The organism is Streptomyces sp. NPDC006309 (genome assembly GCF_040613095.1).
Taxonomy (GTDB): Bacteria; Actinomycetota; Actinomycetes; order Streptomycetales; family Streptomycetaceae; genus Streptomyces.
The window spans coordinates 16,071-30,728 of sequence record NZ_JBEXRO010000001.1; the positions used below are offsets into that span (position 1 = coordinate 16,071).

13 protein-coding genes are annotated in these 14,658 nt (G+C 73.9%); 6 read left to right on the forward strand and 7 right to left on the reverse strand.

The window, feature by feature from the left end:
* Positions 1-130: 130 nt before the first annotated feature.
* Complete coding sequence (locus ABZ117_RS00075; protein WP_356816077.1) at positions 131-541, forward strand: transglycosylase SLT domain-containing protein; 411 nt, start codon at positions 131-133, stop codon at positions 539-541.
* Between the two features lie 7 nt (positions 542-548).
* On the opposite strand, the gene ABZ117_RS00080 is transcribed toward ABZ117_RS00075, so the two are convergent.
* Positions 549-1,799 carry an alpha/beta hydrolase gene (locus ABZ117_RS00080; RefSeq protein ID WP_356816078.1) on the reverse strand — a complete coding sequence of 417 codons (1,251 nt, stop codon included), beginning with the start codon at positions 1,797-1,799 and terminating at the stop codon, positions 549-551.
* A gap of 127 nt (positions 1,800-1,926) precedes the next feature.
* On the opposite strand from ABZ117_RS00080, the gene ABZ117_RS00085 reads away from it, so the two are divergent.
* On the forward strand, positions 1,927-2,625 hold the full coding sequence (locus ABZ117_RS00085; protein WP_356816079.1) for a YoaK family protein: 699 nt from the start codon (positions 1,927-1,929) through the stop codon (positions 2,623-2,625).
* Positions 2,626-2,935: 310 nt separating this feature from the next.
* On the opposite strand, the gene ABZ117_RS00090 is transcribed toward ABZ117_RS00085, so the two are convergent.
* Positions 2,936-4,990, reverse strand: a complete 2,055-nt coding sequence (locus ABZ117_RS00090) for a bifunctional glycosyltransferase 87/phosphatase PAP2 family protein (protein ID WP_356816080.1) — start codon at positions 4,988-4,990, stop codon at positions 2,936-2,938.
* 436 nt (positions 4,991-5,426) lie between these two features.
* Between ABZ117_RS00090 and proP the strand changes: the two genes are divergently transcribed.
* The gene (gene proP, locus ABZ117_RS00095) at positions 5,427-6,779 is read left to right on the forward strand and encodes a glycine betaine/L-proline transporter ProP (RefSeq protein WP_356816609.1); all 1,353 of its coding nucleotides are present in this window, start codon (positions 5,427-5,429) and stop codon (positions 6,777-6,779) included.
* 237 nt (positions 6,780-7,016) lie between these two features.
* The gene (locus ABZ117_RS00100) at positions 7,017-7,688 is read left to right on the forward strand and encodes an O-methyltransferase (RefSeq protein WP_356816081.1); all 672 of its coding nucleotides are present in this window, start codon (positions 7,017-7,019) and stop codon (positions 7,686-7,688) included.
* A gap of 30 nt (positions 7,689-7,718) precedes the next feature.
* Here ABZ117_RS00100 and ABZ117_RS00105 read toward each other — a convergent pair whose 3' ends face one another.
* The 3 genes from ABZ117_RS00105 to ABZ117_RS00115 form a co-directional block, all read right to left on the reverse strand.
* Positions 7,719-8,111, reverse strand: coding sequence for a hypothetical protein (locus tag ABZ117_RS00105; RefSeq protein ID WP_356816082.1), 393 nt, complete (start codon positions 8,109-8,111; stop codon positions 7,719-7,721).
* A 260-nt stretch (positions 8,112-8,371) separates the two neighbouring features.
* A complete protein-coding gene (locus tag ABZ117_RS00110; RefSeq protein ID WP_356816083.1) occupies positions 8,372-9,130 on the reverse strand; it encodes a hypothetical protein in 759 nt (252 codons plus the stop codon).
* 5 nt (positions 9,131-9,135) lie between these two features.
* Positions 9,136-9,798 (reverse strand): hypothetical protein, encoded by a 663-nt coding sequence (locus ABZ117_RS00115; protein WP_356816084.1) that lies wholly within the window; start codon positions 9,796-9,798, stop codon positions 9,136-9,138.
* Positions 9,799-9,927: 129 nt separating this feature from the next.
* Here ABZ117_RS00115 and ABZ117_RS00120 point away from each other — a divergent pair, with 129 nt between their 5' ends.
* Positions 9,928-10,461 (forward strand): GNAT family N-acetyltransferase, encoded by a 534-nt coding sequence (locus ABZ117_RS00120; RefSeq protein WP_356816085.1) that lies wholly within the window; start codon positions 9,928-9,930, stop codon positions 10,459-10,461.
* Here ABZ117_RS00120 and ABZ117_RS00125 read toward each other — a convergent pair.
* Positions 10,439-12,484, reverse strand: a complete 2,046-nt coding sequence (locus ABZ117_RS00125; protein WP_356816086.1) for an MDR family MFS transporter — start codon at positions 12,482-12,484, stop codon at positions 10,439-10,441. The two genes, ABZ117_RS00120 and ABZ117_RS00125, sit on opposite strands and share 23 nt — an antisense overlap.
* Positions 12,485-12,754: 270 nt before the next feature.
* Here ABZ117_RS00125 and ABZ117_RS00130 point away from each other — a divergent pair, with 270 nt between their 5' ends.
* Positions 12,755-13,687, forward strand: coding sequence for a peptidoglycan-binding domain-containing protein (locus tag ABZ117_RS00130; protein ID WP_356816087.1), 933 nt, complete (start codon positions 12,755-12,757; stop codon positions 13,685-13,687).
* A 243-nt stretch (positions 13,688-13,930) separates the two neighbouring features.
* Here ABZ117_RS00130 and ABZ117_RS00135 read toward each other — a convergent pair whose 3' ends face one another.
* On the reverse strand, positions 13,931-14,596 hold the full coding sequence (locus tag ABZ117_RS00135; RefSeq protein WP_356816088.1) for an HAD-IA family hydrolase: 666 nt from the start codon (positions 14,594-14,596) through the stop codon (positions 13,931-13,933).
* Positions 14,597-14,658: the final 62 nt, after the last annotated feature.

Sequence of the window (14,658 nt, forward strand, 5' to 3'; positions counted from 1 at the left end):
CCGCCTGTTTCTCTTAGGACGTCACCAGGCGCCACGAGCCCACCCGGGCCGCGGCGCCGCCGCATGCGGCCACAGTGCGTGGTCCTTCCCATGCGGGTGATCCACCGTCCCCCACCGAAGAGGTTTCTCCGTGTCCGTCTCCTTCATCCGTCGCATCGCTTCCCCGAAGAAGGCCCTCACCACCGTCGCCCTGGCCGCCGCCACCGCCGGCATGGCGCTTTCCGCGGCGCCCGCCCAGGCCGCCTCCTCCGGCTCCTCCGCCCAGGCGATCGCGCACAAGATGATCCCGGACGCCGCGCAGTTCAACGCCTTCAGCAGGATCGTGGAGCACGAGAGCGGCTGGAACCCCAGCGCCACCAACAGCTCCTCGGGCGCCTACGGCCTGGTCCAGGCCCTGCCGGCCTCGAAGATGTCCTCCGCCGGCGCCGACTGGAAGACCAACCCCGCCACCCAGATCAAGTGGGGTCTGGACTACATGAACTCCCGCTACGGCAGCCCGGCCCAGGCCTGGAACTTCTGGCAGGCCAACGGCTGGTACTGAGCCACCCCTACGCGGTCGCACCGCTGAACCAGCGGGCGATCCCGGCCAGGGCCGCCCGGTCCGACCCGAAGTGGTCGACGGGCCCCACCTCCAGCACCCGCACCCTCGCCCCCCGGCCGGCGAGGGTGCGCGCGCATGTCCGGGCGTTGCCGATGGGCACGTCCGTGTCGCGGTTGCCCGCGTACAGCCGCACCGGCACGTCGGGCTTCCAGTCGCAGGCGTGCCCGTTGGTGCGCAGCGCCTGAAGCAGGCCGCCGGCCGGCCGGCGCAGCTGCCGGTAGAAGCGGTCGGTCAGCAGATGCCGCACGGTCGGCGCGAGCTGCCGGACGATGTCCTCGTCCTTGTGCCGCCCGTCGAAGAGCCCCTCGACCCGCCCGGCGTAGGGCTGCCGGAACACCTCGGCGGGGTCCTTGTAGATCGGGTGCAGCCGGTTCTGGGCGACGAGGAAGTAGGAGAGGTAGAACACTCCGCTGACATCGTTGACCCGCCCGTCGGTGAGCGCGGGCTCCTCGGTGCCCTGGAGGTCGTACGGCCCCGCCACCGGCGCCACCGCCTTCAGCCGGAACCCGGCCGCGTCGCCGCCCTGCACGGCCCGGGCCAGCGCCATCGCCACCTGGCCGCCCTGGGAGAATCCGGTGACGTACAGGTCCCGGTCCAGTGAGCGCCCCAGCAGACGGCTCGCCGTCCGGGCCGCGCGCAGCATGTCCACGGAGGCGGTCACCGCGGACCGGGTGTCCATGTAGGGGTGCCGTCCGGGTCCTTCGCCCAGGCCCAGGTAGTCGGGCGCGGCGACCGCGCGCCCGGTGGCGGCGAACAGGTACGACCGTGTTCGCGCGTCCTCCGCGACGGAGGGGGCGTAGGCGCGGTTCGCCATGGTGCCGTGGGTGTCGGAGACCAGGCCGAGCCGGCGCCCGCCGCCCGCCGGCACGGTCAGCAGGCCGGTCGCGGTGGTGGGCCGGCCCTGCGGGTCCACCGTGCGGTACGTCACCCGGTACGCGAGGACTCCGTAGCGCAGCGGTACGGCCCCGATGTGCTGACGGCCCAGGGCCCGGGCGACTTCGGCGCGGCTGTGCGCGGCCACCGGTACGACCGACACGACCTCCCCCCGGTCACCGCTCCCCTGCCCCTCGGCCGCGGGCAGCCCCGGGACCACCCCGGCGACCCCGACGAGCGCCAGGGCGCCCAGGGTGACCGCCGGCCCCTTCCGCATGGGCCGACCGGGCTGCTTTCCCGCCACTTCGCGCGTGTCCTGTGTCATGTCCGGAACGCTACGGACGCAGGCTGCGCCGGGACATCCGAGAGCCCCCCGTCCTCGGGGTGGACTTCTTTCGCGCGCCGTGGGGAGTTCTTTCCACCCCCGCGGCCACCGTCCCTCCGGAGGAACGATGACGACGCCGACACCACCGGTACCGCCACCGGTTCCGGACCCGGAGGCGCGCGGGCTGCGGCTGGTGGCCGTACTGCTGGTGCTGACCGTGGTGAGCGGACTGATCGACGCCGTCAGCTATCTCGGCCTGGGCCGCGTCTTCACCGCCAACATGACCGGCAACGTGGTCGTCCTGGGCTTCGCCGCGGCCGGCGCCCCCGGCTTCTCGGTGCCCCACACGGCCACGTCCCTGGTCTGCTTCCTGCTCGGCGCGACGGCGGGCGGCCGGGTGGCGGCCCGCCACGTCCGGGGCTCGCGCCGCGCGTGGGCCCGGCGGACCCTGGCGGCGGAGGCGGTGCTCGTCGGCGGCTCCGCCGCGGTGGCCTTCGCCTGGCCGGACGCCACCGCGGCCCACTACGCCCTGATCGCCCTCACGGCCTTCGCGATGGGCCTGCGCAACGCGACCGTCCGCAAGCTCGGCGTCCCCGACCTCACCACCACGGTCCTGACGATGACCCTGACGGCCCTGGCCTCCGAGTCCCGCCTCGGCGACGCCACGGGCCACCGCTCCCCACGCCGCACGGCCTCGGCCCTCGCCATGGCCGCGGGCGCCGGCCTGGGCGCGTGGCTGGTCCTCCACCACGGCCTGGCCCTCCCCCTCCTCCTCGCGGCGGGGGCCGCCGGCGGGGCGGCGGTGGTGGCGTCGGGACGGGAGTGAGGGCATTGGGTGCCGGCGGACGCCCAGGAAAGGGCAGCTGCGCTCAGGAAGCCGACCTTCCGGGTGAGCCGACGGGCACGGCCACGGCCGGCGCGTCCAGCGTGCCGGGTCCGGCCGTGGCGGTGCCGCGAGCAGCGGGAGAGCCCGTGTCGGCGCATACGTCGTCGATGACCGCGTTGCCGAAGCCGATGACTGCGGTGGCCGAGGCTTCGGCAGCGCTCGCGGAGATCAGCATCACCGTGCCGACCGCGGTTGCCTGGACTCGGATGCTGCGTCGGGTGGGGCGGGACGGAACCCCGGACCGGCGGACTCAGCTGCGGCGTCCCGGTGTGCGGACGGCACTCGGCTGTGACGCCGGGGACTCGTGCACAGCCCGCTCCGCGGCTACGGCAGGTGCGCGTGCGCCCAGGAGGAGACGGTCCAGTCCGAACCCCGCGCCGACCACCACCGCGCCGCCGACCGCGTCCAGGACCCAGTGGTTGCCGGTGGCGACGATGGCCGAGACCGTGAAGAGGGGGTGGAGCAGGCCCAGGGCCTTCATCCACCATTTCGGCGCGATGACCGCGATGACGATCCCGCACCACAGGGACCAGCCGAAGTGGAGGGACGGCATCGCGGCGTACTGGTTGGTGAGGGCGGTCAGGGTGCCGTAGTCCGGCTGGGAGAAGTCCTGGACGCCGTGGACGGTGTCGATGATGCCGAGGGCCGGCATCAGGCGGGGCGGGGCGAGGGGGAAGAGCCAGAAGCCGATGAGGGCGAGGAAGGTGGCGAAGCCGAGGGAGGCGCGGGCCCAGCGGTAGTCGACCGGGCGGCGCCGGTAGAGGACGCCGAGGAGGGTGAGCGGGACGATGAAGTGGAAGGTCTCGTAGTAGTGGTCGAAGAAGCCCCGCAGCCAGCCGACCCTGACGACGGCGTGGTTGACGGCGTGCTCGATGTCGATGTGCAGGAAACGCTCGGCGGCGAGGACCAGGCGGCCGTGGTGCTCGGCGGTGGCGCGGCCCCCGGAGTTGGTGCCGCCGGTCGCGGCCAGCCGTACCTGCTGGTAGGCCGCGTACGTGACGCGGATGAGGAGCAGCTCCAGGAGGAGGTTGGGGCGGGTGAGGGCCCGGCGGAGGGCCGGCGGCGGTGGGACGCGGCGGAAGCGGGCCGGGGACCGCGGGGCGTACTCCGTCGGGACCGGGATCTGGTAGTGCGGCGAGGTGCGGGACAGGAAGGGGACGGCCGTGGCGGCGGCGAGGGCCGCGAGCAGCACGAGGTCGTCCCGCAGCGGGTACAGCACCGGCGTGTCCGGCAGCATCATCCGCGCCGGGAGCGTGGTCACGAGGATCACCGCGACCGGCCAGACGTAGCGGTCGGAGGCCCGCCTGCCCACCCGGCCGGCCACCGCGAGCAGCACCCACAGCAGCTGGTGCTGCCAGCTGGTGGGGGACACGGCGACCGCGGCGCAGCCGGTGACCGCCACGGCGAGCAGGAGCTGGCCGTCGTGGGCGTAGCGGACGGCGCGGCGCAGGGCGAGGCCGGCGACGGCGGCGCCGAGCAGCAGGAAGAGGGCGATCTCCAGGGGGCCGGTGAGGCCGAGGCGGAGCAGGGCGCCGTGCAGGGACTGGTTGGCGAGGCCGTCGGCCTCGCCGCCGAGCCCCACGCCGGCCGTGTGGTGCACCCAGTAGGTGGCGGAGTCGTGCGGCAGCGCCGCCCAGGCCAGCGCGGTGCACGCGGCGAAGGTGCCGGCCGTGCTGCGGGCGGCCCGGCGGCGGCCGGTGAACCACAGCAGCGGGGCGAAGAGCAGCACGGTCGGCTGGAGGGCGGCGGCCAGGCCCAGGCACAGGCCGCTCGCGCGCTGCCCGCGGACGGTGAAGCAGCCGAGCAGGACGAGCAGCACCGGGATGATGCTGGTCTGGCCGAGCCACAGGGCGCTGCGGACCGGCAGCGACAGCATGAGGAGGCTGATGGCGACCGGCGCGGCCAGCAGCGAGGTGCGACGGCTGACCGGCTGGGGCAGCGCGCGGGCGGCCACCAGGCCGAGGGCGACGACCAGCAGCAGGGTGCCGAAGGTCCAGCCCCAGCCGAGGGCGGTTTCCGCCGACCGGGTGAGGGGCTTGAGGACCAGGCCGCCGAAGGGGGTGCCGGTGAACCTCGTCGAGTCGTAGATCGAGCCCTTCACGTGCAGGACGCCCTCGGGGCCGACCCAGGTCTCCAGGTCGGTGAGCCGTTCGCCGCTCGGGGTGGTCAGGACGACGGTCATCTGCCGTACGGCGAGGATCGCCGCGATCGCCCACAGGGCGAGCCGGGCGGCGCGCAGCCGCGTTCCGGCCGCCGCTCCCGCTAAGGCATCCGTCGGTCGCCCGCTGTGCCGCACGTTCGCCACGCCTCGTCGGCCTCCCGCCCCGTCGCGTCCCGGGCGCGTCCTGCGCGCCGGGCCCCCTCCAAGCCTCCCAAGAGGCTTTCGGGCCCCGTGCAGGGGGACGCGGGAAACCTCCCCTTCACCTGACGTCGATCCGTCTTTGTCCGGAAGCGGCAGTCCGGACGGCAGTCCCGGTGACCCTCGGTTGCGTGCCGGGGAGGCGACAAGGATCACATCGATCAAGCGGAATGGCAGGTGGTGAGGGGGCAGGAGTACCTGCGTATCCCGCCTTTAACTGCATGCAGCATCGATCCGCACACGGTACGTAAAGGGCAGACATGCCCCTATGGTCGTTTTTCGGCCCGTCGTACGTCAGCGACGCCGTCCGGGTCCGTCCCCTGTCCCCGTCGAAAGGTAGGCGAGCTCCGTCTTGGCGACCGTCACAGCCGTCAACCCGCCCCTGAAGTCACGACGGGCCACCACGGCCCGCGACGCCGGTGATGTCACCGTCATCGACCCCGCGCTGGTCAAGCGCGCCGTGAAGGCGGCGGCGCTCGGCAACGCGATGGAATGGTTCGACTTCGGTGTCTACAGCTACATCGCGGTCACCCTGGGCAAGGTCTTCTTCCCGTCCGGCAACCCGACCGCGCAGCTGCTGTCGACCTTCGGCGCCTTCGCGGCGGCCTTCCTGGTCCGGCCGCTCGGCGGCATGGTCTTCGGCCCGCTGGGCGACCGCGTCGGCCGGCAGAAGGTCCTCGCCGTCACCATGATCATGATGGCCGCGGGCACGTTCGCGATCGGCCTGATCCCGTCGTACGCCACGATCGGCGTCGGCGCGCCGCTCCTGCTGCTGGCCGCGCGGCTCGTGCAGGGCTTCTCCACCGGCGGCGAGTACGCGGGTGCCACCACGTTCATCGCCGAGTACGCCCCGGACAAGAAGCGCGGATTCCTCGGCAGCTGGCTGGAGTTCGGCACGCTCGCCGGCTACATAGGCGGCGCGGGCCTGGTCACCCTGATGACGGCCCTGCTCTCCTCCGACGACCTCACCTCCTGGGGCTGGCGGATCCCGTTCCTGATCGCGGGCCCGATGGGCATCATCGGCCTGTACCTGCGGATGCGCCTGGAAGAGACCCCGGCGTTCGCCGCCGAGGTCGAGAAGGCGGAGGCCGCCCGGCCGAAGGTGCCGCTGCGCGAGATGGTCGCGGGCCAGTGGAGGGCGCTGCTGCTGTGCATGGGCCTGGTCCTGGTCTTCAACGTCACCGACTACATGCTGCTGTCGTACATGCCGAGCTATCTCACCAGTGAGCTGAAGTACGACGAGACGCACGGCCTGCTGGTCGTGCTCGGCGTGATGGTCCTGATGATGGTCGTCCAGCCGTTCGCGGGCGCCCTGACCGACCGCGTCGGCCGCCGGCCGGTGATCGCGGCGGGCTGTGCGGGCTTCCTGCTCCTGTCCGTCCCCGCGCTGCTGCTGATCCGCCAGGGCAGCCTGGTCGCCGTCGCGCTGGGCATGGGCGCGCTGGGTCTGCTGCTGGTCTGCTTCACGGCCGCCATGCCGGCCGCGCTGCCCGCGCTGTTCCCGACCCGGGTGCGCTACGGCTCCCTGTCGATCGGCTTCAACGTGTCCGTGTCCCTGTTCGGCGGGACGACCCCGCTCGTCGTGACCGCGCTGATCGGGGTGACCGGGAACATGATGATGCCCGCGTACTACATGATGGCCGCGGCCGTCGTGGGTGGGTTCGCGGTGTGGCGGATGTCCGAGTCCGCGGGCCGGCCGCTGCCGGGGTCCGCGCCGGCCGTGGAGGAGCGGTGACCGTCCGCACGTGACGGGTGAGTGCCGCAGGGTTGCGGTCGCTCGCCGGGTGCGGCTCGTCGTGGCTTGCCGCGCGGTTCCCCGCGCCCCCTCGGGTGCGGGGTCCGCCGTATCTGGCGCGCGGAGCCCCGTGCCCCTTCGTGGGTGCGGGGTTGTGTGCTGGGATCATCTGGGTGGGCAGGGGCAGGCAGTCCGGGGAAGACTCGGGAACGACACTCGGGAAAGGCACCAGGCGCTATGAGCGGGTCGCAGCTGTGGGACGACGTCGACGACTACTTCATCAGCCGGCTCTCACCGGACGACGAGGCGCTGCGGGCGGCCCTGCGGGAGAGTGAGGCCGCGGGGCTGCCGCAGATCGGCGTGACGGCCGCGCAGGGCAAGCTCCTGCACCTGCTCGCCCGGCTCCAGAACGCCCGCAACATCCTGGAGATCGGCACGCTCGGCGGCTACAGCACGATCTGGCTGGCCCGCGCCCTGCCCGAGGACGGCAGGCTGGTGTCGCTGGAGTACAACGCCAAACACGCCGAGGTGGCGGGCCGGAACATCGCCCGCGCGGGCCTGGAGCGGATCGCGCAGGTGCGGGTGGGTCCGGCGCTGGAGTCGCTGCCCAAGCTCGCCGACGAGAACCCGGCCCCCTTCGACCTGGTGTTCATCGACGCCGACAAGGCCAACAACGGGCACTACGTGGAGTGGGCGCTGCGGCTCACCCGCGCGGGCAGCCTGATCGTCGTGGACAACGTGGTGCGCGGCGGCCGGGTCGCCGACGCGGACAGCACCGAGCCGGACGTGGTGGGCACCCGCGCGGCGATCGATCTGATCGCCACGCACCCGAGACTGAGCGGTACGGCGATCCAGACCGTCGGCAGCAAGGGCTACGACGGTTTCGCGCTGGCCCACGTGCTGGGCTGACCGCCGGGACGCGATGCGCCGGCACCTGCCTCACGGCTCGTGGTAGAAGCCCACGTTCACACTGCGCGGTGCGGTGCGGTCCTGGATGACGATCTCGCCGGACCCGCCGTACGGCAGCACCACGGTCGCGCCGTAGCCGACGGGCTGGGCGTACTCCCCGACGGTGACCCGGACCTCGGACGCCGGGTCGGGCTGGGAGCCCTGCAGCCAGGTCACCTGCCAGACACCCTCGGGGCCGCACAGGAACTCCAGGTGCACCCGGGAGACGAACAGCCAGTCCTCGGGGGTGCCCAGCCGGCACACGGTCCCGTCGCGGCCGACCCGCAGCACGGCACCGGGCTCGCTGGGCGCTTCGGCCATCGTCATGCCGGCCGTGGCGCCCGCGTCCTCCCCGGAGACGGTGGCCATGGTGAGTTCGAGCACGAGCGTTCCCCCTGAAACGTCCTGGCGCGGTGGGCGGATCGCCGTACCGCCGCCGCATGATAAAACGCCCGGCGGGGTCCCGTCCGGCACAAGGGGTTCATGACCGAGCGAAAGCCACCGGTCGTCCCGGGGAACGTGGTCGGGACCGGGGATGACGGCCGCCGTCCGGTCCGCCGCTGGGCCGGCCGCCGTACGGCGTCGAGCAGGTGGTACGCGAATGGCGGCAGCTCAGGGCTGCCGCCAGGGGGGAAGGGCCGGAGTCAGCCGTGCAGCAGGCGTCCGGCCAGTTCCCGGTAGTCGCGCAGGGCGAGCCGCAGCTGCTCGGTGTCGCTGCCGGCCCCGGGCCCGCGGTCCTCGCCGCCCTCCCAGGAGGTGCGCAGGGTGCGGCGGCGCTTCGTCACCGCCTCGGTGAACCGTGCGGCGATCTCCTCCAGCGCCCGGTCGGCCTCCTCGACGGCCGCCTTCGGCTCGTCCACGAACCCGGCGACCACCTCCCGCATCCGCTGTTCCCACCGGTCCGCCTCGTCGTGCGGGAGCAGTGGCGCGTCCACGCCGGTGCCGGACGCGGCCGGCGCGCCGGACGTCCTGTCCGTGCCGACGCCGGCGGTGCCGAGGCCGGTGCCGGGTGTTTCCGGGCCCAGGTCCTCCGTACCGGGACGCAGGCCCTCGGTGCCGTGCCCCGGCACGGATGCCCGGGACGTGGCGGGTCCTGCCGTGTCCGGTCCCGGTGCCGGCTGTGCCGTGCTCCGCGGAGTGCTGCCGTCGGCCGTCAGCCCGTCCGGGCCGGGGCCGGCCGAGCCGGTGAGCGAGCCGCCCGGGTGCTCGCCCGGAGCGGGTTCCCCGGGGAGCCGCTCCTGCGGCAGGGCCTCCCTCGGTGTGCGGTGGCCCGGCACCGCGTCCCCGGGGGCCCACTCGTCGTTGTGCGCCTGCTCGCCGGCCGGCACCCCCGCGTCCGGCGGGGTGCGGGTGAGGCGCCGGTCGTCGTCCGTACCGCTCGTACCGCTCGTCCTGTCCGGCATGCTGTTCAGCTCTCCTCGGGTCGGCTCCGGTGGAGCACCGGGGTGTGGGACCGGGCGTGGGTGCCGGTCGCCCCGGGCCGGTCGGTGCCGGCGGAGGCGCGGTGCCGGCCCGGTTCCGTGCTCGTCAGGTCGTCGAAGAGGGCGCGGGCACCCAGCAGCGCCGACCGCAGTTCCTCGGTCCCGGCGCCGGACTCGGCCGTGCCGGTGCCGGTGCGGGCGGCCAGGTGCACCCGGCGGTAGCCGTCGACGTGCTCGGTGTGGTGCACGGACAGCGCGTCGAGCTGCTCCTCGTACCGCTCACCGGAGGGGTAGCCACGCATCGCGGCGAGTTCCGCGAGCAGCCGGTCGGCGTCGGCCACCGCCTCGTGCGGGGAGTCGACGAAACGCTCCTGGACGGCCGTCCAGCGCTCCACCCAGCGCTGCCGCTCGGCGGGTTCCAGCGGCAGTTCCCGCAGCGCGCCGTGGCGTTCGAGGCGCCCGGTCAGCTCCCGTTCGGCTGCCTTGTGGTCCCCGTCGTGCAGGGCCACGGTCCGCTCGTACTCGGGGCCGAAGCGCCGCTTGAGGCTGGACCCGCCGTGCCGTCCGCGGCCGCGCGCGATCAGGGCCAGCGCCCCGACGACCACGACCGCCACGATCACGACCAAAGCGATGATCATGCCTGTGGACATGGTTGCCTTTCGATCGACCGGCCCCGCTGGCCGGTTCATCCTTCGTGTGACCCGGAACCCGGGCCACAAACGGCCTCCGTACACCGTCGCGCATATCCAGTTGCCGAGGGTGACGGATCCCTGCCGACAATGGCCGGCATGACGTGGACGATCGCTCCGGAGCCCTACGACTCCCCGGCCGCCGCCGCCCTGTGGCGGGCGTACTACACGGAGGTCAGCGACCGCTGGTACCTGCTGCACGAGGGGCACCGCACCGACCCGGACGAGCTGGAGCGCGAGATCGCGGCCCGCCCGGGCGCCGAACTCGCCCCGCCGACGGGGCGGCTGCTCGTCGGGCGGTACGCGGGCACACCGGCCGGTACGGCGGGCGTACGGCTGCTGGACGCGGACACGGCCGAACTGACCCGGGTCTTCGTTCGGGAGGGGGCGCGCGGCCGGGGCGGGGCCGCACTGCTCGTCACCGCCGCCGAGGATGCGGCCCGCGCCCTCGGTGCCCGGCGGATCGTCCTCGACACCCGCGGCGACCTGGTCGAGGCCCGCGCCCTGTACGCCCGGCTCGGCTACACCGAGACCGGCCCGCACAACGACGAGCCGTACGCCGAGCACTGGTTCCGCAGGGAACTGGGCCCGGCCGAGTCCCTCAGCGGGCCCCGGCCCTCGTGACCGTGCCGTCGTGCGGGCGTTCGCGTTCGGCGCCGCACAGCTCGCCGGTCAGCTCCCGGACCAGCTGTGTCAGATCGGTGGAACGGCCCGGCTGCCACCAGTCGCCGAGCAGCTCGCCCAGGGTCTCCTCGCGGGCCCCGGTGAGCCGTTCGGCGGCCTCGCGGCCCGTGCCGGTCAGCACCAGCTCCAGGCCCCGGCGCTCGGCGAGCCGGCGCTCCTCGACCTGGCGGGCGGCGGCCATGACCGCCGCGAGCGGGACGGGGCTGCGCTCGGCGAGCACGGCCGGCTCCACGGAGCCGTACCGGCGGATGCGCAACAGCAGCCAGCTGGCGGCGGGCAGCAGGTCGTACCCGGCCCGTCCGGTGATGTCCCGGTAGATCTCCCGGCGGCCCTCGCGGGTGCCGAGCACGGACAGGGCCCGGCACACCTCGTCGTAGGAGGAACGCTCGACCGGGTTGGGCGGGATCGTCTCCGAGATGTCCGGTGCGGTGACCGAGCCGCGCAGCGGGTCCTCCTTCAGGAACCAGGCCAGCAGGAAACCGAGGGCGGCGACGGGCGCGGCGTACAGGAAGACGTCGGTGATGGCGGACGCGTACGCGTGCAGGGCCGCCGGGCGCAGCGCGGACGGCAGGGCGGCGATGCCCCGCGGGTCGGCCTTGAGCGCGTCGGGGGTCGCGCCGGGCGGCAGGCGCAGCCCCCGGAAGGCCCCGGCGAGCTTGTCGCCGAGGCGGCCGGCGAAGATCGAGCCGAAGATGGCCACGCCGAAGGCGGCGCCGATGGAGCGGAAGAAGGTGACGCCGGAGGTGGCGACGCCCAGATCCTCGTAGGAGACGGCGTTCTGCACGATGAGCACGAGGACCTGCATGACCAGACCGAGGCCGAGGCCGAAGACGAACAGGCTGACGCTCATCCCGGCGGTCCCGCTGCGTTCGTCGAGCCGGTGCAGCAGGAGCAGGCCGATGGTGGTGACGGCGGTGCCGGCGACCGGGAAGACCTTCCAGCGGCCGGTGCGGCTGACGATCTGCCCGGAGACCGTGGACGACAGCAGCAGGCCGATCACCATCGGCAGCATGTGCACGCCGGACAGGGTCGGCGAGACGCCGTGCACGACCTGGAGGAACGTCGGCAGGTAGGTCATCGCGCCGAACATGGCGAAACCGACGATGAAGCTGATCACGGCGGACAGGGTGAAGGTGCGGACGCGGAACAGGCCGAGCGGCAGGACCGGTTCGGCGGCCCGGCGTTCCACGGCGACGAACGCCACGGCCAGCAGGACGCCCAGCACCGCCAGCCCGATGATCCGCGCCGAGCCCCAGGCCCAGGTGGTGCCGCCGAGGGAGGCGACCAGGACCAGGCAGGTGGCGACGGCCGCGATCAGGAACGTGCCCGGGTAGTCGATGACGTGGCGGGCGGCCCGGTGCGGGATGTGCAGGGCGACGGCGATCACGGCGAGCGCGACGACGCCGACGGGCAGGTTGACGTAGAACACCCAGCGCCAGCTCAGGTGCTCGGTGAACAGGCCGCCGAGCAGCGGCCCGAGCACACTGGTCGCGCCGAAGACGGAACCGAACAGACCCTGGTAGCGACCGCGCTCCCGCGGGGGCACGATGTCGCCGACGATCGCCATGGACAGCACCATCAGTCCGCCGCCGCCCAGGCCCTGGAGCGCCCGGAAGGCGATCAGCTGGGGCATGTCCTGCGCGGCCCCGCACAGCGCCGAGCCGATCAGGAAGATCACGATGGCCGTCTGGAAGAGCCGCTTGCGACCGTACTGGTCGCCGAGCTTGCCCCACAGCGGGGTCGCGGCGGTCGACGCCAGCAGATAGGCGGTGACGACCCAGGACAGGTGCTCCAGACCGCCGAGTTCGCTGACGATCGTCGGCAGCGCGGTCGACACGATGGTCTGGTCGAGCGCGGCCAGCAACAGGCCGAGCAGCAGGGCGCCGATCGGCACCAGCACACTGCCCGGTACGTGTTCGCCGCCGTGCACGTCCTTGGCCGCGCCGTGCGTGTCCAGGGCCATGGAGACCTCCCGGGGCTCGGATGCGCCACTCCCATCGTGATCGGTGTCACCACTTATGGCCTGTTGAGTCCTGCGGACGACGAGAAGACCCGCATAATCTCTGGAGTTCCCGAGGGGAGGGCCGGACGGGTGACGGGGAAGACGGGGAAAACGGGGGCAGAGGACACCAGGTGCCCGGGTTGCGGGACGCCGCGGGCACCGGACCGCACACCGTCCTGCGACTGCACCGAGCGCGCCGCGGAGGCACTGCGCGAGACACGCACGGCCGAGGTGGCAGCGGCGGAGGACTTCGACCCCCTGCGGATACGCCCGTACGTGGGCATGCGGGACGCGCCGGGGAGCACGCCCGGGCTGCCCGCGGAGAGGCCGGGCGCGGCGGCGGGGCCGCCGGCTGAGCCGGCAGGGACCCCGGTCGGGCCACCGGAGGCACTCGCGGGGCCGCCGGACGCGCCCGGCCCCCCGCACCTGACGGCGGCGCCCGGCACACCCGCGCCGCCGGACCCGCCGGCGCGGACCGCCGCGTCCGACCCGCCGGACCACCCAGCCGCGGAGAGCGGCACGTCCACGCGGCCCGACCACCCGGTGACCGGGTCCGGCCCGCGCCCCCGATCACCGCGCCGCTCCCGCCGTACCGTGCTGCTGGCGGCCGGGGGTGCGGGGATCGCGCTCGTCGCGGCGGCCGGTTTCGCGCTGTCCTCCTACCATGAGCCCTCGCGGGACCAGGCGGCCCCGGAGGTCAGGCAGAGCATCCCGGACGCCGTCGCGCCGGGCCCCGCCCCGGCGTCGGCACCCCCGGCCGCGCCCCGCTCACCGGCGCCGCCTCCGCCCCGGTCCCCGTCGGCATCGGCCGACCCCAGCCCGTCCCAGGGCTCGGCGTCCCCGTCCCCGACCCCGACGCCGTCGGGCAGCGCGTCCGCCTCCGCCTCCCCCACCCCGTCCGGGACGGTCTCCGGCACCCCGCACACCACGCTCGCCGCGGCACCGGTGCTGCGGCGCGGCGACACCGGTCCGCAGGTCACGGACCTCCAGCAGCGGCTGCGCCGGCTGAACCTCTACGGCGACCAGATCAACGGCGTCTTCACCCGCCCGGTGGAGGACGCCGTACGCAACTACCAGCTGGCCCGGGGCATCGAGGGCGACACCCCGGGCGAGTACGGCCCGGCAACCCGAGCAAGCCTGGAATCGGAAACCTCACAGCCATAGCCGACGGCTTCACCCCGGGGCAGGAGCCCCGCTCGGGGGGCGCCCCGATTCCACTCGTCAACACCCCGCACCCGAACACCGCACCGGCCCACCCCACCCATACCGGGCAAGCACCCCCACCCAAGGGGCGCGGGGAACGGCGCGACCAGCCCCCACAGACCCGCACCCGAACGACCGGCGTGCAGCGAGCCGCCGGCAGACCACCCCGAACCCGAACACCGACCGAACCACGCCCGACAACGCTCAGCCCAGGCGCAGCCGCACCGTGTCGCCGGAAACCTCCACCGCCACCTGCGTAAGGTCGCGGACGACGGCGTCGGGCCCGTGGACCGCGGCACGCGCACCCACCCCCACCACCCGCATCCCCGCGGCGCGCCCCGCCGCGATACCCGCGCCGGAGTCCTCGAAGACGACGCAGTCGGCGGGGTCGACGCCCAGTTCGGCGGCGCCCTTGAGGAACCCCTCGGGGTCGGGCTTGCTCGCGCTCACGGATTCGGCGGTGACGCGGACGGCGGGCAGCGGCAGCCCGGCGGCGTTCATGCGGGCGGTGGAGAGGGCGACGTCGGCGGAGGTCACCAGGGCGTGCGGGACCCTACGCAGGGCGGCGAGGAAGGTGCTCGCGCCGGGCACCTCGGTGACGCCGTCGGTGTCGGCGGTCTCCTCGGCGAGCATGCGGGCGTTGTCGGCGAGGTTCTGCTTCATGGGCCGGTCGGGGAGCAGGACGGCCATGGAGGCGTGTCCCTGCCGGCCGTGCACGACCTTCATCACCTCGTCGCCGTCCAGCCCGTGCCGCTCGGCCCAGCGCCGCCAGATGCGTTCGACGACGGCGTGGGAGTCGACGAGGGTGCCGTCCATGTCGAGCAGGAGGGCGCGCGCGGTGAGGACGGTGGGCGTGGCGGTGGCCGGCATCGGCAGCTCCAGGAACGGGAAAATGGTCCCGTGTCGGGGGGACGGCGGGAGGGACAAGGCGG